We start from the raw sequence: 25,782 nt of genomic DNA, 5'->3' as shown, positions 1-25,782 counted from the left end.
CAGTATTACAGCTTCCGGATTTGGAAATCTAAAAAGTTTTGATTCCTGTGTTCTCAATAGTGATGACTTTATATTTGATATTTGCAAATTTTCTTCTATCTTTATACTCTCCTGGAACCCATAGGATGTATTCAATAGTTTAACCTTGCATTTCTCACCTTCTGAAAGTATATTTTTATTCACCCGTTAATTTTTAAAAATCAGTTAACGGATGCAGACATAGGCATTAATCGGGAATTGTCCATGAAAAGAATCATATCTTTATTTATCCTCATTATAATCATCGCCTTAGCAGGGTGTTCAGTAGAACCCGTAAAAGTGGAAAAACCTGTACCTGTTTATGTAAAAAGAAAAGAACCATATATCAAAATAGGCCTTGTTCAGACAAAAAATCCCGTAATATTTAAAATAAAAGATTATGCTGAAATCACCAGCTATGACGGCGCTTTTATTGCCAGGGGAATTAAAGGAAGCCAATGGCGGGCAGAAGTATCTGTTTCATCACCTTCTCTGTTTTTCTATTTGCTTGTTGCAGGATCCATGACTACTTATGATAATGCAGAAGAGATGTCCATCCGACTTAAAAAAGAGGGTATACCAACTTTTATTCTTCCTGTATCAAAAAGAACAGCATTTTCTGATAACTCTGATTCCGGCAATAGAATATTCCGTGTCTGTTTGGACAAAAAATTTACAAACAGGGACAAAGCAGCTGATTTCAGAGACAAAATCAGCAGTAAATTGGAAACTTTTATAATAAAATATGAAGATAAAAAAACAGCAGGTAAAATAACACTTACAAATTTAAAAACAGGGCAGATACTCGAGTCCTTTAACCCTATAAATATTTCAGGCTCCCCTGTAACAATTTATAACGTTCCTGTAGGTAAAGGTTTCCACTGGGAATCAACTGAGAACAGGACCTACCCCAAGCGGATTTCTCTTCAAATCGACAGTCAGGGACGCCTTACAATAATAAACATTCTGCCTGTTGAGGAATACCTCAAGGGAGTACTGCCTTCGGAAATGCCTGACACTTTTCCTCTCGAAGCATTAAAGGCTCAGGCAGTAGCAGCCCGCAGTGAAGCCCTCGCAAAAATAGGTCATGCTCACCCCAACGACCCTTTTGACCTTTGTGCAGATGTACACTGCCAGGTCTACAGCGGGCAGACAAAAAGATCAAAATTAAGCGACCGTGCAGTAAAAGAGACAAGGGGCCTTGTTCTGTGGGACAACCACATGATATGTGATGCTGTGTATGCTGCTGTTTGCGGAGGGCACACAGAAGATGCAAAAAACGTATGGGGAGGGACTGATACCGAATATTTAAGGGGCCGTTATGACGGGCCCTCTTCCCTTAAAAAAGATTACGGCTCTCTTCAGAATGAGGATAATCTGCGCCGCTGGCTGACACAGACACCTATGGCTTTCTGCAACTCTACAGGAAATGTGCCGGCCTCTCTAAATTATACAAAAAAATATTTCAGGTGGGAAAAAAACCTGTCTCAGGCAGAGCTTCAAAAGAGTATTAAAAATGCAACAGGCCGCGACCTCGGTGAGATACTGGATATTGAAGTACTTTCAAGGGGCGTATCAGGCCGTATTATTCAGATGCAGATTACAGGGACAAAAGGAAGAGTTCTACTCAACAGAGAGCTGAAAATAAGAAAAGCACTGTCTTCGACCACACTTTGGAGCTCGTGCTTCTTTGTTGACAAAACAGATATCATTAATGGAATTCCTGAACAGTTCATATTAAAAGGCGGGGGATTCGGCCACGGTGTAGGAATGTGCCAGACAGGAGCTGCAATGATGGCTCTTAAAGGTGCATCTTTTGTACAGATATTAAATCACTACTATTCAGGTGCAAGGCTGAGACGCTTTTATTGAGGTATTACATGGGAACTAATATCAGCAATGGGTTATTCCGCGCAGGCTATGTGGCATTTATTGGCAAACCGAATGTAGGTAAATCAACTCTTTTAAACAGCCTGCTTAAGCAGAAAACCGCGATTGTTTCTCCAAAACCGCAAACTACAAGAAACAGAATTCTCGGCATCCTTCACGGCGACAATTTTCAGATTATATGCCTTGACACTCCGGGGCTGATAGATCCTGCGACAATGCTTCAAAAATCTCTTGTTAAAACTTCAGTCAGGACCATAAAGGATGCTGACCTTATCTATGTGATTATAGATGCAAAACGCCTCACACCAGATGATGAGATTGTATTCTCCTATACTGAAAAATCATCAACACCTGCCCTGCTTGTGATAAACAAAACAGACCTTGTAAAAAAAGAAGAGCTTCTGCCTCTTATGGCAGAAATGAATTCAAAGGGCCTTTTTAAAGATATCCTGCCTGTATCAGCTCTTAACAGAGAGGGCCTTGATGTTTTGATATCTGCAACACTTGAGAATCTGCCTTCAGGAATGCCCTTCTACCCTCCAGACATCATCTCTGATGAACCCGAACGTTTTTTTGTTGCTGAAATAATCAGAGAGCAGATCTTTTTACAGTTCGACGAAGAAATCCCGTATGCAACTGCAGTAAAAATTACAGAATTCAAAGAACGCCCGCACAGAAAAGATTTTGTCTCTGCAGCAATACTTGTTGAAAGAAGCTCACAAAAAGGAATTATGATAGGCAGACAGGCAAGGGCATTAAAAAAACTGGGAACAGCAGCCCGTGCAGAAATTGAGAAATTTCTGGGAAGGAGTATTTTCCTTGAGCTTCACATACAGGTCCGAAAAGGGTGGAGAAAAAACCCCGCAAAACTGAAGGATCTCGGATATTTATGAAAGTCATCATGATCTTCATAGACGGCATAGGTATTGGTAGAGATTCGGCAGCCTATAATCCGTTAAGCAACAGGGATCTGAGTATTTTCCGCTGCTCTGCTGACAGGCCTGGTATCATTCCCGAAAACGGTATTTTAATACCAACTGATGCATGTCTCGGAGTTGAGGGGCTGCCCCAAAGTGCAACAGGCCAGACAACCCTTTTTACAGGTATAAACGCTTCAAAACTTCTCGGAAGACACCTCCCGGGTTTTCCAAACAGGGATTTGAGAAATCTTCTGAAGGAAAAATCGATATTTAAACAGATCAAAAAAAATAACAGATCAGGCACATTTATAAATACTTTCAGGCCAATCTTTTTCAATCTGTCAGAAGATCAGAAATACCGCCTTTCAGTTACTACTGTTGCAGCACTTGCAGGAGGGCTCTATTTTTACAACCTAGACGACATGCGTTCCGGCAGGTCTATTTATCATGATTTTACAAACATAGAGCTGATTCAAAGGGGCTTTGATGTACCTGAATTCTCCTGCTCCGAAGCAGCAGAAATTCTGTGCAGAGAATCTGACAAATACGACTTTACACTTTATGAATATTTTTTAACAGACAGAGCAGGGCACAGCAGAGACATGAGTCAGGCAGAGGCTATAATGAAAAAACTTGACCGATTTATACAAAATATACTGAATATCTCAGACCTGTCAAAAGCAACTCTGATTATCACAAGCGATCACGGAAATATTGAGGACCTTTCAATAAAAACTCATACCAGAAATCCTGCTTTATCAATGGTCTGGGGAGAAGGAGCGGAATATCTGAGAAGCCGCATTAAAACACTAAAAGATTTTACACCTGCTGTTATCAAATTGCTTGAGATAAAAAACTAGCTGTATGGGAATGATTTCATGAAAAATCCTTCGGCCCAATATAAAAGAATTCGCAGGCTGATGCAGAAAGCAATAACCGGCTATCATATGATTGAAGCAGGAGACTGCATAACAGTAGGAGTGTCAGGAGGGGCTGACAGCCTTGTACTGCTTCACATGCTTTCAGATTTCAAACTTCATATTTATCATGACTTTGATATCTGTGCCGTACATATCGACCTGGGGTTTAAGGGAAAAAATCATTATCTGACCAAACTTCAAAAATTCTGTCAGGATTCCGGTATTGATATTAAAATTATTCAGACACAGATCAGCAAGGCAGCTCTGGATCCTGATGCAAAAAAAAATCCCTGTTTTATTTGCTCAATGAAGAGAAGGGAAGAAATTTACAAATTTGCACATAGAAACAGATGTAATAAAATTGCTTACGGGCATCATCAGGATGATATAATAGAAACCCTGCTTATAAATATTCTTTACGGAAGAAAAATTGAAAGCATGAACCCTGTCCAGCCTGTGTTCTCCGGAACATTGGAGATTATCCGCCCGCTTGCACTCGTTCCTGAAACCCTTGTAAAATCAGCAGCAAAAGAGATTGGCGTTCCGATAATTCCGAATCTGTGCCCTGTTGACGGAAAAACGAGAAGGCAGAAGATTAAAGAGATATTATCTGTACTTCAAAAAACAGAACCCAATGCAAATATAAAACGAAATATCTTTCGATCTATGCTGCATGTTAATATCGATTTCCCTGAAATCAGCAAAGATAATATTTTAAAGGATAAACAGTAAGCTTAATTTCTACTTGATTTTAAATATTTTTATATATATTCTGTTAAAGGGATAAATTCCGGAATTTACATTCTATTCCAATGGGCGGAAAAATGATAGTGGCTGTTAAAGTTGATCGAGTGACCCTTGACACATCAAGCGATAGATTCGTAGTCATTTTAAAAGATGAAATATACAAAAGATGGCTTCCTATTGTTGTAGGCCCTGCCGAAGCCCATGCAATTGCAGTTCAGTTAGAAGATATGGTGCTGCCCAGGCCCATGACTCACGACCTTCTGAGAAATATTCTTGATTCGGTAAATGCTTCTGTATCTCAGGTTACAGTAAATGACCTTAAAGACAATACATACTATGCTGTACTAAACATAACTCATAATGATAATACTATTATTATGGATGCAAGGCCGAGTGATGCCATTGCACTTGCACTGCGCACAAATTCACCGATTTTTGTTGAAGAAGAAGTAATGAAACGGGCATCCATAAGCAGCGAAACCGATACGCCTGAATTAAGCGAAGAAGAGGAATTAAAATCTTTAAATATGCTGCTGCAAATGGCAATACGTGAAGAACGCTACGAAGATGCCGCGCGGTACAGAGATGCCATAAACGAACTCAGGGAAAAACTGGACAAGGAAAACAACGATCAGCAAGAAAATGAATAAATTCTGCTTTTTCGGCAATCCTTCTATATCTTTCCTGTTGTTTATTTAATACTTTAAGTAAAATGTTCTGTATATTGTTTATTCTCTGTATCACAAAATATTTAAAGAATCCCGGCATTCAAAGAAAGGAAGGCTATGCAAGATCACATCCGCCCCATACCCCTTATAGTTGCCCTTATCCCTATAATATTTTTAATTATGACCCTTGTTTATGTAATTGCAATATTAAGGCTTGATGCTCACATACCCCTTATTCTTTCTACGGCTGTTGCGGCAACGATTGCAGCAATATTCGGCATGAAATGGATAGATATAAGGAATGGAATAGTGCACGGAATAACCCTTGCAATGGGGTCAATACTTATCCTGATGATTGTCGGTACAATGATCGGGACATGGATTCTCGGAGGAATCGTACCTTCAATGATTTATTACGGCCTTGAGATATTGTCTCCGAAAATTTTCCTTTTCGCAACCCTTCTTATCTGCTCCATCGTATCTCTCGGTACAGGCTCATCATGGTCCACAGCAGGAACTGTGGGCGTTGCTTTAATAGGAGTAGGGAAAGGCCTTGGAATACCTGTCGCAATGGTTGCAGGAGCAATTATTTCCGGTTCATACTTCGGTGATAAAATGTCTCCCCTCTCAGACACTACAAACCTTGCTCCTGCTGTAGCGGGAACTGATATATTTACTCACATAAGGCACATGGTTTACACAACTGTACCTGCCTATATTATTGCTGCTGTCCTGTACCTCTTGATCGGATTTCATCTTGCAGACGGCCAGATTGATGCCCACGGTATTGAATCAATAAAATCCGCACTTGGATCTAATTACACAATTAATCCTGTTCTCCTGATTCCACCCATACTTGTTATTGTTATGGTTATATTTAAAGTCCCGCCTCTCCCCGCTCTTCTCGGAGGTACTGTTTTAGGCGGAATTTTCGGAATGGCATTTCAATCATCAACCATGCCTCAAATAATTTCTGCCGCATTTCAGGGTACTACATCAGCCACAGGCATTGAGACAGTTGACAGCCTGCTTACAAGAGGCGGCCTGACAAGTATGATGAATACAGTCGCTCTGATTATGTGCGCCCTCTCATTTGGCGGAATTATGGAAAAAACAGGTATGCTGCAGACAATGGCTTTGTCTTTGCTGAAACGTGTAAAACGCCCGGGATCTCTGATTGCCACAACAATATTCAGCTGCATAAGTTCAAACATTATTACATGCGACCAGTATATGTCAATTGTTATTCCGGGAAGAATGTACAAAGACGCTTTTGATGCCTTTCATCTCCATCCGAAAAATCTTTCAAGATGTCTTGAAGACTCCGCAACTCTTTCATCATCGCTGATTCCATGGAACTCAGGCGGAGCTTACATGTACGCAACACTCGGAGTTTATCCCCTGCTCTATCTGCCATATGCTTTTCTTAACTATATAACTCCTATGATATCAATATTCTACGGATACACAGGAATTACAATTGAAAAAACAGACAATAAAGCCGATTCCGGAGTAAAAGAATGAACAGACAGAAAAAAGAAATTCCTCTGATCAGTACACTTATACCTGTACTATTTCTCGTTATAGCGCTTTTCTTTTCAATAGCAATATTCAAACAGCAGTCTCATATTCCCCTTATAATGGCCACTGCTGTTGCCGCAATAGTTGCCATAGCATATGGTTATAACTGGAATGAACTTCAGCGCGGAATGGTGCACAGTATTACCCTTGCACTCAATGCAATATTGATTTTAATGATCATAGGCACAATGATAGGAACTTGGGTAAAAGCGGGAATTGTTCCTTCTATGATATTCTACGGGTTAAAAATATTGTCTCCGAGATACTTTCTGACTGCAACCCTTCTAATCTGTTCTATTGTTTCTCTCGGTACAGGATCATCATGGGCAACTGCAGGAACAGTAGGAGTTGCATTTATAGGTATTGGGAAAGGCCTCGGAATCCCTGTTCAGATTGTTGCAGGAGCAATTATTTCTGGAGCATACTTCGGAGACAAGATGTCCCCTCTTTCAGATACTACAAATCTTGCTCCGGCTGTAGCAGGAACGGATATTTTCAGCCACATACGGCATATGATCTTTACAACAACACCAGGGTACATTATCTCAATTATTTTATACACCATTATCGGATTCAAATTCAGCACAAACGAGCTGGCTTACGGCAACATTGACGTCATGCTCTCTACACTAAAGGGTAATTTTGTCATTCACCCTCTTCTTCTTGCTCCTCCTCTGCTTGTAATAATTATGGTTGTAAAAAAAATACCTGCTCTGCCTGCTCTGTTCACCGGATCAATCCTCGGAGGAATTATTGCCGCATTTGTACAATCTACTCCCCTTCCTGACATAATTACTGCTGCATATTCGGGAGTTGTTTCACAATCCGGCAATGCTATGGTTGATGAACTTTTAAACAGAGGCGGGCTCTTGAGTATGATGCAGACAATCACACTTGTTATGTGTGCGCTGTCTCTCGGCGGTATTATGGAAGTGACAGGTATGCTCGGCACTCTTGCAAATTCAATGTTGAAAAGAGTAAAGCGTACCGGAGGGCTGATAGCTACAACAGTGTTCAGCTGTATAGGAATGAACGCTTTTGCATCTGACCAGTACCTTGCAATTGTAATTCCCGGCAGAATGTATAAAGATGCGTTCAGAAAGAGAGGGCTTCATCCTAAAAACTTATCGCGCTGCCTCGAAGATGCGGGCACTCTCACATCTGCTCTGATTCCATGGAATACAGGCGGAGCATTCATGCATGTAACTCTGACTGTAAGCCCTCTTGCATACCTACCTTATGCTTTTCTGAATTTAATTACTCCACTGGTGTCAATTATCTATGGATATACAGGATTTACCATCACAAAGCTTAAGAAAGCCAACTCTGATATAGAAGAAGATGATATTGAACTTTGATGAACAAGCCTGCTTTTAAAACCTTTATTCTATTTGCCCTTGGAATACTATTAGCCCACTCGGTAAAGCTCCCTTTCTTTCCTGTTCTTTTAACAGTAACAGGACTTGCTATTTTATCAATAATTTTAATAAACAGAAAGAAACCGGCCGGCAAGCTGCTCAATATCATTATATTTTTTTCTATAATACTATCCGGTTCTGCTGCATTTATTATTAAAAGTACCTGCATCCCTGCATCAGATATAGCCTTTAAAAACAATCCCAATACAAGAGTAACTCTTAAAGCGTGGCTGAAAAGGGATCCGGTATATAAATCAGGGCGCAAAGAACTGTATGCAGAAGCAGAAGCAGTGACTGCGGGAGACACAACTTACACTTGTACGGGAACAGTACTGATATCATATTACAGGCATATTACATCAAGAATAAAATACGGCGATGAGTTTCTTGTTGATATCCGGCTTGTACTTCCTGATTCAGGAAGAAATCCCGGAGGATTCGATTACAGGGCATTTCTTGCGGCAAAAAAGATATACACCCTTGGAAAAAGCGGTAATAATCTGCATCTCACAGGAATAAACAGAGGCTCATGGCTGAATTTAAAAATCATATACCCTTCAAGAAGATTTGTAAAACGATCCCTTAAAAAACATATTGAAAAACCTGCTCTGCCCCTTGTACTTGCTCTTCTCACAGGAGACAGGGGTATGCTTTCAGAAGATGTAACAAAACATTTTGCCAATGCCGGAGCCCTGCACATTCTTGCTGTAAGCGGGCTCCATGTAGGGTTTGTACTGCTTTTCCTGGAAATTCTCCTCGGCCTGATGCGTATTCCTGTCAGAATTCGCATACCGGCTGAAATTGCAGGACTGCTGTTTTTCACAATGATCACAGAAACAAGGGCGTCAATTGTCAGAGCATTTGTCATGGCAACACTCTTTCTTACAGGGCGTTTATTTAAAAGGAGAGCAGATGCCGTTAATATTATCGGTATTTCAGGAATTATTCTTCTTGCAGTAAATCCCGGGTGGCTTTTTGATGTGGGATTTTTACTCTCATTCTCTGCAGTCTTTTCCATTGTATATTTCTATCCCAGGTTTAAAAAATTTCTTGTTTATAAACATATTTTCCCGAAAAAGAAATACCTTGCGAATCTTGCTGACGTTATAATCGTATCTATCTGTGCTCAAATAGGCACTCTTCCGATTTCATTAACATCATTTAACAACCTTCCACTGCTCGCCCCTCTTGTTAATATAATCGCAATTCCCGTTGCAGGAATCATCGTGAGCCTTGGGCTCCTGACTATTCTATTCTCTCTTATAAGCTCTTTTATTGCCGATATTTACGGTATCTGCACCAGCTTTGTAATCTACTTCCTGAACTGGTTTACTTCTGCAGTGTCCGGCCTGAAATTTTCTGCTGCTGCAGTCCCTTCTCCTGGAACAGGGCTGATAATAATTTATATAAATATAATATTATCAATCTTCTCTACAGATAAACGGATACGAAAAATTCTAATTTTTACATCTCTGATTATTTCCAGCATTTTTATCTGGGACAAAGCTCTTTTCGGCAGCTTCTCTGATATTACCTATATACAATTCGATGTAGGACAGGGTGATTCGGCACTCATAATCTTTCCGGGAGGGAAAACCATGTTAATTGACGGGGGGAATAAAACTCCGTTTTTTGACAGCGGCAAGAGAATTATCGCCCCGTTTTTATTAAAAAACGGATTTAGAAAAATTGATGCGGTAATTTCAACTAATCCTGATAAGCATTACAGAGGCGGCCTGATATATATTTTAAAGCATTTTTCAATAGGAAGAATTTTTTACACGGGCGCTGATTATAATTCTCCCCTTAATCATGAATTTAATATGATTTTGAAAAATAAAAATATCCCGGGCACAATAATCACTGCACCGGACAGTATTGTCTCTTTTCCCGGAACTAAAATTTACTTTCTCTCTCCGTATTCTCTTTTAAAAAAAGGGACCGCACAAAATATAAACAATACATCACTTATAACGGAAATATGTTTTGGCTTCAAACGCTTTCTCTTTATGAGTGATGCGGAAAGCCCTGCTGAAAAGGTATTGATAGATAAATCTCTCATCTTTAAATCTGATATCTTAAAAGTCGGGCGTCACGGAAGCAAAAATTCCTGTTCGGCTAACTTCCTGAAAAGAATATCCCCTGAAATAGCAGTAATTTCAGCAGGCAGGAAAAATAAATACCGCCATCCTTCTACGCAATGCATATCAAGGCTTAAGAGCAATGCAATTTCCATAATCCGAACTGACTTAAATGGTGCAGTAATTATAAAAACTGACGGAAAGCGCATTTCAGTTCAATGATTTTAGACTCTTGACATTAATAGTGCATATCATTATATTTTTAACCTGAATATTACAGTGAATTAAAAAAACAGGACTTTTTATGACCAGAAAAAAATCCATCATTACAATCATTATCATATTATCTGCAGCACTTTTTATTATATCCGGCACTACAGGTAAAATGTACTCGACAAGTAAATTATTTTATAAAAAAATCGAACTTTTCAGTGCAATATTAAAAAAAATCGAAAATGATTATGTTGAAAAAAAAGACCCTGTTAATCTTGTAGACAGTGCAATAAAAGGTATGGTATCGGATCTGGACCCGCATACAACATATATGACTGCAGAAGAGTATAAAAAATGGAATCAGAGCTTCAGCGGATATTCCGGCATAGGCATAACATTCGATATTGTCCAAAATAAGATAACAGTCATGTCTGTTATTAAAGGCGGGCCGTCGGCCAAGGCAGGGCTTCTGCCGGGAGACAGAATAGTTAAGATTAACAGCTGCCCTGCAACAGGGCTTAAACGTGACGAAGTGCCTTTAAAACTTATGGGCCCAAAGGGGACAAAAGTAAAAGTTTCAGTTGAAAGACACGGTTATAATAAATTATTGGATTTTACGCTAATCCGGAATGAAGTGCACCTTGAGAGCATACCTTATGCTTTCATGATTAAACCGTCAATCGGCTACATTGCAATTATCCGTTTTTCTGCAACAACAGGATCAGAACTGAAAAAGCATCTTGCACAACTTATAAATGATGGAATGAAATATCTGATAATTGATCTCAGGGATAACGGAGGAGGATATCTTGGAGCGGCTTTTGATGTTTCAGAAACCTTTCTTAAGAGAGGTAAATTGGTTGTTTACACAAAGGGCCGGATAAAACGTTCTTTCAGGGAGTTTAAAGCCTCATATCACAGGCCCTTTGACAACCTGCCTGTAACTATAATGATAAATCACAGATCAGCTTCAGCATCTGAAATTGTAGCTGGTGCAATGCAGGACTGGGACAGGGCAGTGATCATAGGCGAAACAAGCTTTGGGAAAGGCCTTGTTCAAAGCCAGTACACATTCAGAGACGGTTCCGCACTGTTAATGACTACAGCTCGTTATTACACTCCTTCAGGCAGATTGATACAGCGCCCTTACGAAAACAAATCAAAATTAGAATATTTTACAGAAGCCGCACCCAAAAAGCCTGATGCTAAAACAACAAACCGGCCTGTTTTCCGGACAAAAATCCTCGGACGGACTGTCTACGGCGGCGGAGGTATCACTCCTGATTATTTCTTAACGGAAAGCCAGGATACTGTAAGTGCAGTCGTGCGGAAACTGGTGCTGTCAAAAGACAGGCTTCTGTTTACATTTACCGAAAAATATGTAAACACACACCCCCAGAAAAAATTGTCATTCTACTCCTTCCTGCATAATTACAATCCGTCACCTTCAGTGCTCCGGGAATTTTTCAGTTACCTGCAGGTCAAAGGGTTTAAAATTACAAAAACCCAATTTAATACCAATAAAAAAGATATCAGTTTCTTTTTAAAACAGAATATAGCAGAAAAACTTTGGGGCGATGAAGCACGTTACAAAGTACAGCTTTTAAGAGACAAATGGTTCCAGCAGTCTTTGAAATATATTGATAAATCAAAAGAAATGCTTGCACGCTCTTCAAGTATAAAAAAAGCGGGGTGATGAAATACCCCGCATATTTTTAACGTGCCAAATTCTATGATGAACAGCAAAATTATTTTATCTACACTTTTTTATTTTTAAATTCTGCAATACGCTTTTTACGCGCAGCAAGCCCCCTCTCAATTAAATCTATTATAACAGGGACATCTACAGGTTTGGAAATGTAGGTAAACCCGTCATCTTCAATAGTTTCAATAATAGTTTCTGCTGTAGGAAAGCCTGTCATCATTATTACTATTGAAGCAGGATCCTCTTTTTTTACTTTATCGAGAAAACCAATGCCATCCATCTCAGGCATATTTACATCAACTAAGCAAATATCTATCTTCTCTTTTTGGTAGATATCCCACGCTACTCTTCCGTTTTCAGCCTCTACAGCTTGATGTTTAATCCTCTTGATAACATCGGACAAAAATGACCTGAACGGAGCTTCATCATCAACCACAAGAATTTTTGCCACGATTAACCTCCCTGATCTCATCTGTTTTTTGTACTATACTATTAATTTAACAGTGAGATACTTGTTATGCAAATACTTTCTTTAATATCTGGTTCTACATACCAGGACATTGTACTGCAACTTCAGGGGCAATATTCTTGTTGCCATATGCTTTTTTAAAATGAGCTGCAAAATCACTTGCAAGTTTTTTTGCCCTTTCCAGATACTTTTCTTCATTGCTCCATGACTGCCTCGGATTAAGAACTCTACTGTCAGACACCCCGGGACAGCTTTTCGGAATTAAAACTTTAAAAATCTCATCCTCTTCATAATCTACATTATCAAGGCCGCCTGTCAGCGCAGCATTAACCATAGCGCGGGTCAAAGTGATATCCATTCTTTTTCCCTCACCATAAGGAGCACCGCTCCATCCTGTATTAATGAGAAACACCTGTGAGTTGTGTTTCTCCATATTTTCTCCCAGCATCCTTGCATAAACATCAGGATTTCTCGGCATAAAGGGCTCTCCGAAAAATCGGCTGAAAGTTGATTTGGGCTCAACGATTCCTGTCTCGGTTCCTGCCAGTTTACTTGTATATCCCATAAGAAACCACAGCATTGCCTGTTCCCGTGTTAATTTCGAAACAGGAGGCAGTACTCCGTTCGCATCTGCAGTCAGGAACAGAATTGTTTTCGGATGAACAGATACAGACTCTTCTTTTATATTTGCCAAATATTTTAAAGGATAACTTGCTCTTGAATTCGGTGTAAACCTGTCATCAAAAAAATCAAAGCTGCCATTAGGATAAATCATGGCATTTTCCACAATTGCCCCATGATTCAAGTATTCATCTTTATGCATCACAGCATTATAAATTTCCGGTTCTTTTTTTGAATCAAGATCAATAAACTTTGCATAACAGCCGTTTTCAAAATTTGCAATACCTCTGTCAGACCATCCGTGCTCATCATCTCCTAATAAAGCCCGTCTCGGATCAGCGGAAAGTGTTGTTTTTCCAGTACCCGAAAGACCGAGAAGTAAAGCACAGTCACCGTCTTTGCCTTCATTTGCAGAACAGTGAAGAGGTAAAATATTTTCTCCGGGAAGGAGATAATTCATAACTGTAAACATCAGTTTTTTTATACTGCCTCCGTAAGCAGAACCTACAATCACACCAAGCATTCTGTCCATATCCATTGCAACAATCATATCCGATGTTGTTCCATCATCTTTTTTGCGAAGCCTTCCTTCGTAGCGTTTGGAATTCAGTTTGTCGTAAGGGACAACAACAATTGTAAAAGGTTTTTCAGCATAAATGCTTTTATGAATATCATTCGGCACAGGACGGAACATGTTATCAGTGAAAAGTACGGAAAGAGCCTTGTCCGTTACAAGTTTAACAGGAAGAGCATAATTGGAATCCGCTCCGATTACCCTGTCTGTAACAAAGATACTCTCTTTGGTTGAAAGTATTGAAAGTGCATCCTCCATTGCCATATCAAATGTGTCTTCAGAAACAGGAATATTGTTCGGGCTGTCCCAGTCAATTGTGTCCTCGCTCTCAGTACGACGTACAATAACTGTATCCTTCGGGCTTCTTCCTGTAGATTCAGGAGGGGTCCATGTTGCAAGTGCCCCGCTTTCAGAAATAATAGCTTCCTTATTCTCAACGCACAGTTTTATCATTTCCTCACGAAGTATATTATCATAACATTTTTTATGCTCTGAAATAAATTTCTCAACTCTATCTTTCCATTCCATTTGACACTCCTATAATTATTATAATCAATTAATTACATTGAATTTAAAGTTTGTAATGCTTTTTTAAATTCAGGGTTAAGTTTCAAAGCTTCCTGATACTCATATCTTGCACTATCTTTCTTATCAAGGTGTTCATACAGTATGAGAAGGAACAAACCCATTCAGCAAAACAGCACAAATAAAAACAAACACAACTGTTTTAAATCTCATATTTTCTCCACAGCAACCTAAAAGGGTTCCGCTTCATCAATAAGCATTACAGGGATGTTATCCTCAACCCTGTATTTCAATCTGCATGAATGGCAATAAAAAGCATCCTCTTTCTGTCTGTATTCCAGTTTGCCCTTACACTTGGGGCAAACCAATATATCCAACAATTTCTGCTCTAACATTGGCTACTCCGTTATTCCATGTTTTCCGGAACTTGAAAAGATTTAAAAAATAATAAAAGGTCCCTCGGCGCTCTTATTGCACGAGCCTGACGATTCATATAGCAATGTACAGTAACGCCTTTTACCCTTGCTGTTTCATCACCTTCACAGTACAGTTCATACTTAATTTTTAATCTTGAACGCGTAACATCTTCAATTTCTGCAATAATATTTACAATATCATCATACTTAAATGCCCTGATGTACCTGCATGAAGCTTCTATTACAGGAAGAGAAATCCCTCGCGCTTCAAGAGTATTGTAGGACATTCCATGAATACGCATAAGTTCAGTACGCGCAGCTTCCAGCCACTCAAAATATCTTCCATGATACACAATTCCCATTTGGTCCGTATCAGCATATATCACTCTGTGAGTATAGATATTAGTATTGTTTTTAACATTCATTCCTTAAAAAATCCCATTTTACCATACTTTTCCAGCCTCTGTTCTATCAATTCATCAGGAGGTATTAAAAGAAGATCATTCAAGGCATCTATTATGTTGATTTTTACAAGCCTTGCTGCTTCATCGTAATTTCTATGAGCACCTCCAACGGGTTCTTTTATTATATCATCAATTACACCGAGTTCAATTAAATCCTGAGCCGCAAGTTTTAAAGCCTCCGCAGCTTTGGAAGCCTTGGCTGAATCCCGCCATAAAATTGCTGCACAGCCTTCAGGTGAAATAACAGAGTACCAGCTGTTTTCCATCATGAGTACTCTGTCGCCTACTCCTATTCCCAAAGCACCTCCGGAAGCTCCCTCTGCGATTATCACAACTATAATAGGAACTTTGAGGCGTGACATCTCAAACAGATTTCTTGCAATTGCTTCTCCCTGTCCCCTCTCTTCCGCTCCTATTCCAGGGTATGCCCCGGGTGTATCTACAAATACGATTATCGGTTTATTAAATTTTGCTGCCAGCCTCATAATACGCATTGCTTTACGATACCCTTCCGGATGCATCATACCAAAATTTCTGTATAATTTCTCCTTTGTTGTACGTCCCTTCTGCTGTCCCAATACAACTACGGACCTTCCGTCAAGCTTTGCCATGCCGCTGACAAGCGCAGGATCATCTCTGAACTGCCTGTCCCCGTGAAGTTCGATAAAATCAGTAAATATTCTCGGGATATAATCAAGCGAATAAGGCCTCAAAGGATGCCTCGCAAGCTGAACCCGCTGCCATCTGTTAAGTTTGGAATATGTATCTTCCATTAATTTATAAAGTTTCAATTCAAGCCGCGAGATTTCATCCGATAAAACGCCATTTTCATTGGCAGAAATGGCCTTCATCTCACCTATCTTTTCCTCCAGCTCAACAATTGGTTTTTCAAAATCAAGAATAAAATCCATAATAAACTACTCCCTTCGCACCACAATATATCAATCAGGAGAAAATTGATTTCAGCATTATTTCTATATCCAATAAAACCGAATAATTCCGAATATAATAAAAATAGTATCTCAGTCTTTCTTCCTGCGTGTCCTGTTCTTCTCCCGAAACCTTAAAAAGGCTTGTTATTCCCGGCCTGCACCATACTGTTTCTTTCAATACATCGGATTCATTATCAAGGCCTACAATACTCATTTTACCCTTCAGAACATATACCATGCTGAAAATTGTACGAAAAATACCGTAAACCTTTTTGTCATGCAAAAAAAGCTCTCTGATCAAAATGTTCCCGCCCGGACAGGGGAATATCACTTTCACTAACTTGTAATCCGGTAAAATAAGGACTATGAACCAAAGAAGCAAGGAAATGGGGGAAAAAATTAATGCAATACTTAAATCAAGCGCTCTTTTTAATACCCGGTTATGCCACAAAAATACTCTGTATTCCAGATCAACAAACGGAATCTCATCAATGGATTCAACAACTGATCTGCCGATTAACACATCAAGGTCCTTTGGTATAATTTTAATATCAAGGCCTGTATCACGAGTACGGCCGACAATCGAAAGCATCTGTTTGTACGACAGAGTTCCGGGAGGAATAATTAATTCATCAATTTTATGAACCTTAACAAGCCGGACTATCTCCTTTATGGTCCCAAGAATCGGTATCTCGCAATCAGCCGCATTATTAAAATCATCTTCTTTTACTGCAAGCCTCCCTGCAATCTCTCCGCTCTTTTCAATCCTTTTATTAAGCCGTGTGATTATGTCTGTTGTTACAGCTCCCGTACCAACAACAATAAGCCTTCGCTTGGCAAGAGTTATCCCAATATTTCTGAGAAATGGAATCTTTTCTATTCTTGGCAAAAACTGTATCAGAATGCGCCAGCCTGATAGAAGTACAAGATTTATGGCCCCGGATACAAGAATAACCTGTCTGGAGTAAGCATACTGTGGAAAAAAGAAAGTCAGCGATGTATTAGCAATCAGCCCTGTTATTACTCCTGTAAATGTTCTTGAGATATTATAATTCTTTTTTCTGTAAAGGCCTGTTATTGCAAGAGATATCAGCCATACAGCAGAATAAACCGGAATTACCAAACTATAAGCGGAAACGTAGAAACCAGCTCTTCCTGCAGCAGAAAATCTTATAAAAATCGAAATTATCATTCCTGCGGAAAGCAGAAGAGCATCAATGATCGGTACAAAAAGCCTCTTTCCCCATTGCGCTGCTATTGATATCGAACCTCTTATCCAGATTCCGAGAATTAGTATCCACTGGGGAATAAGAGACAGGCCTCCACCCATATGTTTCTTTACAAATAGAAGCATTGCATTGTAAAAAACCCTGAGACTGTCAAATGGGGCCTCTTTTGCAGACTGTCCCTTGTAATGAATAATTTCCGTGCCCGGCAGGTAAACTATCTTCCACCCGTTCTTATGAATTCTGTAGCACCAGTCAAGGTCTTCCCCGTACATAAAAAAACGTTCATCAAGCATGCCTGTCTGATCAATAACTTCTCTTTTGACTGCCATAAATGATCCTGATATTGCTTCCACTTCTGTTATTATTTCAGGATCCAGATACGTAAGATTGTATCTTCCGAAAATTTTACTTTTAGGAAAAATTGCGTTCAGGCCGACAATTTTTGTAAAAGCTACCCATGGAGAAGGAAAACTTCGTCTGCATGCTAATTGTAAAGTGCCATCAGGATTGAGAATTTTACACCCAACAGCGCCGACATCGTTATGGGATTCCAAATAATCAAGGCATACATTAAATGTATCTTCTCTTATGAGCGTATCAGGATTAACGAGTGCTATAACTTCACCGTCTGCAATTTTTATTGCCTGATTATTTGCCTTTGCAAATCCCGCATTCTCCTGATTCCGTATGATATTTACATCAGGAAATTCTCTCTGTACAAGCTGCACACTTCCATCGCCTGACCCGTTATCAACAACAATAATCTCGGAATCCATACCTTTTAAAGCCCTGGATACAGAAGCAAGAGCTTGCTGCAAAAAGGGCTTTACATTATAATTAACAATTATAACTGAAAGTTTTTTCATTTTGAGCTGCTGATTGATTTCATTAAATTCTTTTGAAAATTCCCATTATTCTTAATTTCCATACAAGTAATGCAGCTTCATTAATAATACCTGTATTCATTTTGGATATCCCCACACGGCGATCAACAAATACAATCGGAATCTCTTTTATCTTGAATCCTTTTTTCCAAACTCTGTAATGAATCTCTATCTGAAATCCATATCCGTCAGACTGCATATTGCCTAGATCAATATCTTCTATGACTTTTCTGCGAAAACATTTAAAACCGCTTGTAGCATCCTTTAAAGGCAGTCCGGTCACTACTCTTGTATAAACATTTGCAAGCCACGAAAGAAGAAGGCGTGACATAGGCCAATTTATAACATTAACTCCGCTGACATATCTTGACCCCACAACAAGATCATACTCTTTTGACGCTTCGATAAATCGTGGTATCTCATTTGGGTCGTGGGAAAAATCCGCATCCATCTCAAATATTAAATCATAATCATGATCCAATGCATATCTAAAGCCCTCAACATATGCCGTACCGAGGCCCATCTTTTTTTCACGTGAAATCAAATGTACACGGGGATCTGAAGCACATAGTTCCTCAACAGTGTTACCTGTACCGTCCGGAGAATTATCGTCAACAACAAGCACATCAATTGAAGGATATGTGCCGAGTATTTGAGGAATTATAAGACGTATGTTATCGTTCTCATTGTACGTCGGTATTATAACAAGAATTTTCATTAATCCCATTGCATATCCTGTTTAATAATATCATACTAAAAATAAAATTTAAATTTTTGAACCTTTTTTTCTAAACTCTTTAAGTTTCTTATTAACCTCTTTATCTGAAAGAGCAATAATTTCAGCAGCAAGAATTGCTGCATTCTTCGCTCCTGCAGAACCAATTGCTACAGTAGCAACAGGAATTCCTGGAGGCATTTGAACAATTGAATATAACGCATCCTGCCCTCCGAGAGGCGATCCTTCAAGGGGGATTCCTATAACCGGAATGATTGTTCTTGCAGCAATAACTCCAGGTAAAGCTGCTGCCATACCTGCTCCGGCAATAATAACTTTCAGGCCGCGTTCCTCAGCGGTTGACGCATATTTATCAACCTCTTCGGCATTTCGGTGAGCCGAAAGCACATCAATTGTATACGGAATATTAAAATATTTAAGATAATCAATACATTTTCCCATAACCTTTTCATCGGAAGTGCTTCCCATTATTACTCCTGCAAGAGGCAATTGAGCCATAACCTAGTCCTCCATCTCAAATATTGTCTTAAATGTATGAGCAATAATATCAAGCCTTCGTAAATAGGGCATTTTATCTTCACCAGGCGCAAATACCGCAATATCAATCATATAGATTCTTTTGGAAAGCGCATCGTAAAATGTGTAATTTTTAAACGGCCCTCCTGCAACCTTGCTGTCGTTCTCCCACAGCCCTGTAGTTATCTGAGCAGGCCTGCCAAGAAATTGAGACCGCATCGAAAAAAGGTATTTATCTGCTACACTGTCGCCTCCATAATACTTTGAGCCTATCCTGTTTCTCTCTTTTACTACCCAAAGTGGGTCAAGCATTGTAGTATCACCGCCGTCAATCCAGCGTACGAATATCCAGCGTTCAGGATACATTCTTCTGAACCAGATGAACCCATCCTTCGTCAGTTCCTGAGCTAAAAAATAATCATGCTGAACTCTGATTTTAAAACCGTCATTCACAATCATACGTTGCTCCAGATCTTTCTGCTCCCTGTGCTTGTACATTATTTGTAACAAATGTTCCTTCAGGTTAGAAGCAAAGATATCATAAAGAAACGATTGATTTGCAGCAATTTTCTGTTTAAGGGTCGGGATATCTTTACTTACAAGTATAACCATCAATTGGTCCCTGCTCCACTGGTCTCTCTCAATAAACATGTAATTATTACCGCTCTCCACTTTCTTGCGAACAGCAGGGTCAGAGCATACTCTGTTTACAATTTTACCTACCCGCCCTGTAGATTCAAGCGTTGCAGCAAGCACGAGGTATCGAGCTTTTGTATATCTCATAAATTCTTTCTTCGTAACATATCTGATTTCAAATGCTTTTTCCATCTGAGGGGTACGGGTTACTCTTTCAAAAGTCATTCTCAAATCGCCCTGCAGCGGTTCCCAATCTGTTGTATCTGCCATAACACCTATAACAGGCTCCTGCCACCATGATTGTTTTTTCATAGAACAGGATGTTGATAAAAAAGTCAATCCTGTCAAAACAAAAATATAAATACTTAACCTTCTCATTATTATCCTCCCTTGCTTTTTACCATGAACATTCATATTTTGTCAACTCCACGGCGGACTGCAAAAATTACTCCCCCTGGGAGACTTGTTATAACTGCAACTATATACGCAATAAATTCAATTGAAAACGCTCTTATCGCTGATACCCCGATCATACCAAAAAGAATCACTCCTGCCTGCTCTCTTATTCCAATACCTCCAAAACTTACAGGAAGGCTGGCCGCAATTGCAATAACCGGCACAATAAGAAAGAAATTCACAGGTGATACAGATATCCCGAAAGATCTTGCAATCATGTAGTGAGTCAGAATTCTAAGGCTCTGAATTATGCATGAAATTACAAGTATTTTCCCGACAACATCTTTTGCTCTGCCAAAAGAGTGTATTTTTTGATATATCTCCTGAGCCTTTAACGAAAATCTGTCAGGAACTATCTTTGTAAAAACTGCTGCAAAAGGCCGTGCAAAATTCTTATTAAAAAGAATAAAAAGCAGAAGTATCCAGGAGCAGACGAGCATGAAAATTAAAAACGTAAGTTTTGAATGTAATCCTCTCTGAATTATTATCCACGGGCCGGAAATAACCGCAAGAGTCGAAAGCAGGAAAAACCCTGCCAACCTGTCCAGAAATACAGTAGCTACAGCGCCTGAAAAATTTTCCGAATAACGCTTTACATCAGCCATTCTGAACAGATCCCCGCCAAGGCTGCTTAACAAAAAATTGTTTAGAAACAACCCTACAAAATAGAATGAAAGAACTTTCGGCCATTTAATATCAACACCTTCATGTTTAAGCAGAAGGTGCCACTGAACGCTTCCCATTAGATGGCTTGTCAGGAAAAGAACTATTGCAGCAGAAAGCCAGTACAGATCAGCAGATATTAACAGATTTGCAATTTTGTTAATTCCGATCTTGTAGAGCAGGAAACCTATCAGGAAACCGCTGAATAAAATTTTCGATAGCTGAATTAGACCTTTATTTACCAATAATCCACCATAAATTTATAACAATTCAGATGTTGTACGCTTCCCTTTTATAAAATGTTCCTTTACAATACTTCCCCTGAACATCTTATTTCTTATCATTTTATCAGAAACAGACCGAATTGCACTTACCTTTTTTCTCTCTCTTAATATATGAGGAATAAAACCTATAACACTGAATAAACCGTAAAATGCTGCGAAGGAACGCTTGAAATCCAGTAATATTACACCAAAACCAACTGTTATAATCTCCAGCAGCACTCTTACAGGCATTAACCAGACAATAGTTTCCATTTGATAATTTTTCAGCAGCATAACAAGATTATTTCTGTGGTTCAAAATCATCTTCCGTACATTTTCTTTACCAAGAGTAGCGCCTGCACGGTGATATACAACTGCCCGGGGGCAGTTAACTACTTTAAATCCTGCAATATGAAAACGCCATTGAAGGTCTATCTCCTCCATATGAGCAAAAAAAGCCTCATCTAACAGGCCTGTATAATTCAGTACTGACCTGCGAATAACAACAGCAGCTCCCGAAGCCCAAAAAATCTCTCTCTGGGTATCGTACTGGCCAATGTCCTGTTCAATAAATTCAAAAACACGGCCGAGAGTAAACGGGTATCCGAAAATATCAATTTCTCCGCCTGCTCCACCGCTGTAATCAAAAGTATTCCGGTTATAAAACCAGAGCAATTTAGGCTGTACTGCAGCTATCTCAGAATCTTTTTCCAATACATCTACAAGATAAGCAAGCCACATGGGTGTAACCTCAGTGTCATTGTTTAAAAGAGCAACATACTTTGTACTTGCTTCTCTGATGCCAAGATTACATCCTGCAGCAAAGCCCAAATTAATTTCCGAATCAACAACCCTTACTTCAGGAAAATCCCTGTGAACTACTTCGATACTTTTATCAGGCGAATTATTGTTTACAACAATAACATTAAAATTGCTGTATTCTGTGTTCCGCAATGACTCCAGTGTATGACGAAGAATATCCTCCCCTTTCCAGTGGGGAATAACAACAGATACTTCCGGTTTTTTCCCTTCGCCCATTGTGTGCAGCCTTCCATATCAAAATCACAAGTCTTTCCTGTTTAAAAATATATTTTTCAGCTTACACTTATCTGCCATTTGTCGAATCTTTTGCAGCAAGTTTCTTAAGATTATCCAGCTCCTGCTGTGCACCTTTGTCTCCCGGATGCCTCATAATCCAATCCTCAAGAAGTGAGGCAGCTTTATTGTACTGCCCGGACATTTTGTAAACCTGGAAAAGCCCTGCAAAAGCATCTGGAGAGTTGGGGTTATAATTGATTATCTCCTGATAAATTTCCTCTGCTTTTTGCCAATTCTGCATAACCTGTGCATAGTAGCCTGCAAGCCAGGTCTGCTCTGCAATGGAAGGTAAGTGGCCTTTTACTATCCTTTCACTCCGGGCATTAAACGCAGGGTCCAATCCTGCACGTTTGTATATATCTGAAACAATAAGCGCCTGCCTTTTATCAGAATAAGGCACATGAGTATCAGGAATAATCTCCCCCATCTTTGTCAGAATTTCAGCTGCTTTCTTTTTATTGTCATTTTCTATATAGTAACGTGCAAGCTCCATAAAAGTAGACCTGTAATTCTGAAGCAAATTCTGAATATTTGTGTTGTAATACACCTTGGGGTCATTCAGCCCTTTATACTCGAATTTATCAAGCAAATTGTTTTCCAATATTTCAGGATCAACCTCTTCCGCAGGATAGGGCAGAATTTTGAAAGCCAGGCCGTCAAGACGAAGATATCTGTCAAGGCCTATTTTATTCTGCCTGGAAACTGTCATTGCAAAATAAACAGGACGCCTCCATTGAACAGACTGAAGAATTCTTAGAATCATAAGATCCTGAACCCTTACACCTTTCCCGCCTCCTGTATTAAAGGTAGGTCTAAAGTTAAAAATAAAATTGCTTTTTACTTTAGATGCAAGCTCAGGTTTTAAGGAAGCCTTTAATTTCTTAACAACATCAGAAGGAACAGGTATTTCAACCTTCTGTGCTTTCCACGGCATTGCATAAAGAGTGTTTATAACTTCGTCTTTTAAACCAATCGGTATTTTAGGATCATAATCTCTTAGCTGTTTAATATACCAGTGAGTATTTAAAAGAGATAAATTAACTACCCGAACATCCTTTCTGACACCGTAAACTTCCTGTAAAAACCACAAGGGGAACGTGTCATTATCTCCGTTTGTAAAGATAATTGCATTGGGTTCACAAGTCTGCAATATGTTATAGGAATAATCATGAGCAACATAATTGCCGGCTCTTGAATGTTCCCTATGATTAAATGCATACATATTGAGAGGCACTGCAATAAAAAGAACAATTGAAACCGCAACATAGACTATTTTTTTAAGTCGTTTCTTATCCTTTAAGAACTCTGCTATCCACTCCATTATACCAGCAAAACCTATTCCTATCCACAATGCAAAAGCAAAAAAGGAACCAACATATGAGTAATCTCTCTCCCTTGGCTGCGGATCAGGCTGATTTAGATAGATAATAATTGCCAGGCCTGTAAGAAAAAACAGAACGCTTACAGCAAGAGCTCTTTTCCAGTCACGGAAAAAATGGTGCACTGCTCCCCATAATCCGATTAAAAACGGAATACCGTAAAGGCCCCGCAGGCTTATAATTTTGATTATTCTATCGTGGCTGTCAAGCAGTACTCCTTTACCGATAAACTGCCATGCAAAATATCTTGTATACATTTTATTTATCTGGTACGTCCAAAAACTGGCTTTTCGATAAAAGAAGGTGAGGAGCATATCCTCTTCTCCATACTGCTTTCTCTCGAGATAGCTTCGCATCTGCTCCAGAGTGGACGGATTATTTTCATTAATCGGAGGGGCCAGATGGGCTCTTATATAGATCAGCGAGTATGTCGAATAGCCTATAAGAATCAAAGCAGGTACAATCCACCATAGCTTAAATACATCCCTGTCTTTAATATAAACATAGACAAGAGTCACAACTACCCATATCAGGCCGAATATTTTCATAAAACTGCCTGCTTTTGCCTGATGAGCAATCATCTCTCTGTAGTTCATGGTTTCAGGATTATACTGAAAGAATAAAACGTAAAGGATTAGCGGGACTGCTGCCTGAATAGTAAGCAGGAGAAGGAGATTTTTTACCGTCTTATTGTCATGGAAATAGGCAATAAGAAGCATAAACGGAAAAGTAAGTATGTTTAAAAGATGCACTCCTGCTGCCAGGCTGAAAAGATAGAATATAAAAAATACGAGAAGAAGGCCCGAAGTTTGTAACGAATACTCTTCCCACTTAAGAGCAAGCCATACAACCAAAGCAGTAAAAAAAAGAGAAAAAGCATAAACCTCAGCTTCAACGGAATTAAACCATACACTGTCACTGAAAGTTAAGGCAAGTGCACCGAATACAGCTCCTCCGAACATGATAATTCTGTCCTCAAAACTGCGTGGCTCTCCTCTCCATCTTTTAATAAGCTTGATAATAATAAGAAAAGTAAGCAGCATTGTTGAAGCACTTATAAATACTGAAAACATATTAATCCTGAGGCCAATATCTTTTACAAACGGCAGCATAGTTAATATCCTGCCGATTAGAAGATACAGGGGGGATCCGGGCGGATGCATCACACCAAGAATTCTGGAGCATGCAATAAATTCTCCGCAATCCCAAAAAGATGTTGTAGGCGCCACTGAAGCTGCATAAGTAATAAATGCAATAAAAAATACAATACCGCCAAAAATATACTGCAGCCGCAGATCAATATTATTGTGTTTAACAGACTTCATTTATATCCTCCGCTCTTGGAATAATCATAATTATTAAGAAGTTAGAAAAAGATACAGCGAAATTTATTTTAAATCAAGTATTATGTATTTCCGCCTTATAAAAACTATTATTATTGGTTTTTCTTGTTCTCCTCTGAAATTAGTGTAAGCTGAAGCCCGCTTACTACATCATCAAGGAATTTCTCTTCTTTTTCATTTAAATTTCCTATTGTCTTTGTTCTCAGCATATCAAGAATATCTATGGAAAATCTGGCCTGTTCCAGATTCAATTCGGCCTTTTCCGAAGAGGGGTTCATCATTCTGCCCATCTGCTGAAGAGCTGCTGTTTGAAATACAACTATGAGTTGATAGAATAATGCATCATACTTATTTTGCTCCGATTCCATGTATATCTCCATTTTTTAATTCTGTGAGTAAACCCGGCAGTGCTGAATA

At 39.2% G+C, this 25,782-nt stretch carries 22 protein-coding genes; 9 read left to right on the top strand and 13 right to left on the bottom strand.

The annotated features are described in order from the left end of the window. Positions 1–243 precede the first annotated feature (243 nt). The 9 genes from J7K93_09735 (at position 244) to J7K93_09695 (ending at position 12,152) form a co-directional block, all read left to right on the top strand. On the top strand, positions 244–1,890 hold the full coding sequence (locus J7K93_09735) for a SpoIID/LytB domain-containing protein (GenBank protein MCD6117285.1): 1,647 nt from the start codon (positions 244–246) through the stop codon (positions 1,888–1,890). An 8-nt stretch (positions 1,891–1,898) separates the two neighbouring features. Further along, entirely contained in the window at positions 1,899–2,801 is a 903-nt protein-coding gene (gene era / locus J7K93_09730) for a GTPase Era (GenBank protein ID MCD6117284.1), read from the top strand. Beyond that, positions 2,798–3,688, top strand: coding sequence for an alkaline phosphatase family protein (locus tag J7K93_09725; protein ID MCD6117283.1), 891 nt, complete (start codon positions 2,798–2,800; stop codon positions 3,686–3,688). Before era ends, J7K93_09725 begins: the two co-directional genes overlap by 4 nt. 18 nt (positions 3,689–3,706) lie before the next feature. Then, the gene (locus tag J7K93_09720) at positions 3,707–4,480 is read left to right on the top strand and encodes a tRNA 2-thiocytidine(32) synthetase TtcA (protein MCD6117282.1); all 774 of its coding nucleotides are present in this window, start codon (positions 3,707–3,709) and stop codon (positions 4,478–4,480) included. Positions 4,481–4,572: 92 nt separating this feature from the next. Beyond that, on the top strand, positions 4,573–5,145 hold the full coding sequence (locus J7K93_09715; GenBank protein MCD6117281.1) for a bifunctional nuclease family protein: 573 nt from the start codon (positions 4,573–4,575) through the stop codon (positions 5,143–5,145). Between the two features lie 135 nt (positions 5,146–5,280). Then, entirely contained in the window at positions 5,281–6,687 is a 1,407-nt protein-coding gene (gene nhaC, locus J7K93_09710) for a Na+/H+ antiporter NhaC (protein ID MCD6117280.1), read from the top strand. Further along, positions 6,684–8,102, top strand: a complete 1,419-nt coding sequence (gene nhaC, locus J7K93_09705; protein ID MCD6117279.1) for a Na+/H+ antiporter NhaC — start codon at positions 6,684–6,686, stop codon at positions 8,100–8,102. Before nhaC (J7K93_09710) ends, nhaC (J7K93_09705) begins: the two co-directional genes overlap by 4 nt. Next, positions 8,102–10,465 (top strand): DNA internalization-related competence protein ComEC/Rec2, encoded by a 2,364-nt coding sequence (locus J7K93_09700; GenBank protein MCD6117278.1) that lies wholly within the window; start codon positions 8,102–8,104, stop codon positions 10,463–10,465. Before nhaC (J7K93_09705) ends, J7K93_09700 begins: the two co-directional genes overlap by 1 nt. Positions 10,466–10,547: 82 nt before the next feature. After that, on the top strand, positions 10,548–12,152 hold the full coding sequence (locus tag J7K93_09695; protein MCD6117277.1) for a S41 family peptidase: 1,605 nt from the start codon (positions 10,548–10,550) through the stop codon (positions 12,150–12,152). Between the two features lie 61 nt (positions 12,153–12,213). On the opposite strand, the gene J7K93_09690 is transcribed toward J7K93_09695, so the two are convergent. The 13 genes from J7K93_09690 to J7K93_09630 form a co-directional block, all read right to left on the bottom strand. Then, the gene (locus J7K93_09690; GenBank protein ID MCD6117276.1) at positions 12,214–12,612 is read right to left on the bottom strand and encodes a response regulator; all 399 of its coding nucleotides are present in this window, start codon (positions 12,610–12,612) and stop codon (positions 12,214–12,216) included. 94 nt (positions 12,613–12,706) lie between these two features. After that, the gene (locus J7K93_09685) at positions 12,707–14,353 is read right to left on the bottom strand and encodes a phosphoenolpyruvate carboxykinase (ATP) (GenBank protein MCD6117275.1); all 1,647 of its coding nucleotides are present in this window, start codon (positions 14,351–14,353) and stop codon (positions 12,707–12,709) included. Positions 14,354–14,580: 227 nt separating this feature from the next. Then, positions 14,581–14,745, bottom strand: coding sequence for a Trm112 family protein (locus J7K93_09680; GenBank protein MCD6117274.1), 165 nt, complete (start codon positions 14,743–14,745; stop codon positions 14,581–14,583). An 11-nt stretch (positions 14,746–14,756) separates the two neighbouring features. Continuing rightward, entirely contained in the window at positions 14,757–15,191 is a 435-nt protein-coding gene (locus tag J7K93_09675; protein ID MCD6117273.1) for an acyl-CoA thioesterase, read from the bottom strand. Further along, positions 15,188–16,141 (bottom strand): acetyl-CoA carboxylase carboxyltransferase subunit alpha, encoded by a 954-nt coding sequence (locus J7K93_09670; GenBank protein MCD6117272.1) that lies wholly within the window; start codon positions 16,139–16,141, stop codon positions 15,188–15,190. Before J7K93_09670 ends, J7K93_09675 begins: the two co-directional genes overlap by 4 nt. A 34-nt stretch (positions 16,142–16,175) precedes the next feature. Beyond that, positions 16,176–18,257, bottom strand: a complete 2,082-nt coding sequence (locus tag J7K93_09665; protein ID MCD6117271.1) for a glycosyltransferase — start codon at positions 18,255–18,257, stop codon at positions 16,176–16,178. A gap of 22 nt (positions 18,258–18,279) precedes the next feature. Then, positions 18,280–18,993: a polyprenol monophosphomannose synthase gene (locus J7K93_09660; GenBank protein MCD6117270.1), complete on the bottom strand. Its 714-nt coding sequence runs from the start codon at positions 18,991–18,993 to the stop codon at positions 18,280–18,282. A 48-nt stretch (positions 18,994–19,041) separates the two neighbouring features. Continuing rightward, positions 19,042–19,509: a 5-(carboxyamino)imidazole ribonucleotide mutase gene (purE, locus tag J7K93_09655; protein MCD6117269.1), complete on the bottom strand. Its 468-nt coding sequence runs from the start codon at positions 19,507–19,509 to the stop codon at positions 19,042–19,044. Positions 19,510–19,512: 3 nt separating this feature from the next. Further along, positions 19,513–20,541 carry a DUF4837 family protein gene (locus J7K93_09650; GenBank protein MCD6117268.1) on the bottom strand — a complete coding sequence of 343 codons (1,029 nt, stop codon included), beginning with the start codon at positions 20,539–20,541 and terminating at the stop codon, positions 19,513–19,515. A 32-nt stretch (positions 20,542–20,573) separates the two neighbouring features. Beyond that, positions 20,574–21,527 (bottom strand): flippase-like domain-containing protein, encoded by a 954-nt coding sequence (locus tag J7K93_09645; protein ID MCD6117267.1) that lies wholly within the window; start codon positions 21,525–21,527, stop codon positions 20,574–20,576. A 15-nt stretch (positions 21,528–21,542) separates the two neighbouring features. Beyond that, on the bottom strand, positions 21,543–22,583 hold the full coding sequence (locus J7K93_09640) for a glycosyltransferase family 2 protein (GenBank protein MCD6117266.1): 1,041 nt from the start codon (positions 22,581–22,583) through the stop codon (positions 21,543–21,545). 67 nt (positions 22,584–22,650) lie between these two features. Beyond that, positions 22,651–25,347 carry a DUF2723 domain-containing protein gene (locus tag J7K93_09635; GenBank protein MCD6117265.1) on the bottom strand — a complete coding sequence of 899 codons (2,697 nt, stop codon included), beginning with the start codon at positions 25,345–25,347 and terminating at the stop codon, positions 22,651–22,653. Positions 25,348–25,457: 110 nt separating this feature from the next. Continuing rightward, positions 25,458–25,733: a DUF1844 domain-containing protein gene (locus J7K93_09630; protein ID MCD6117264.1), complete on the bottom strand. Its 276-nt coding sequence runs from the start codon at positions 25,731–25,733 to the stop codon at positions 25,458–25,460. Positions 25,734–25,782 lie beyond the last annotated feature (49 nt).

Source organism: bacterium (genome assembly GCA_021158245.1).
Classification (GTDB): Bacteria; Zhuqueibacterota; QNDG01; order QNDG01; family QNDG01; genus QNDG01.
The sequence above is the reverse complement of the archived record's forward strand: the minus strand, read 5'-3'. Positions and strand labels throughout refer to the sequence as shown.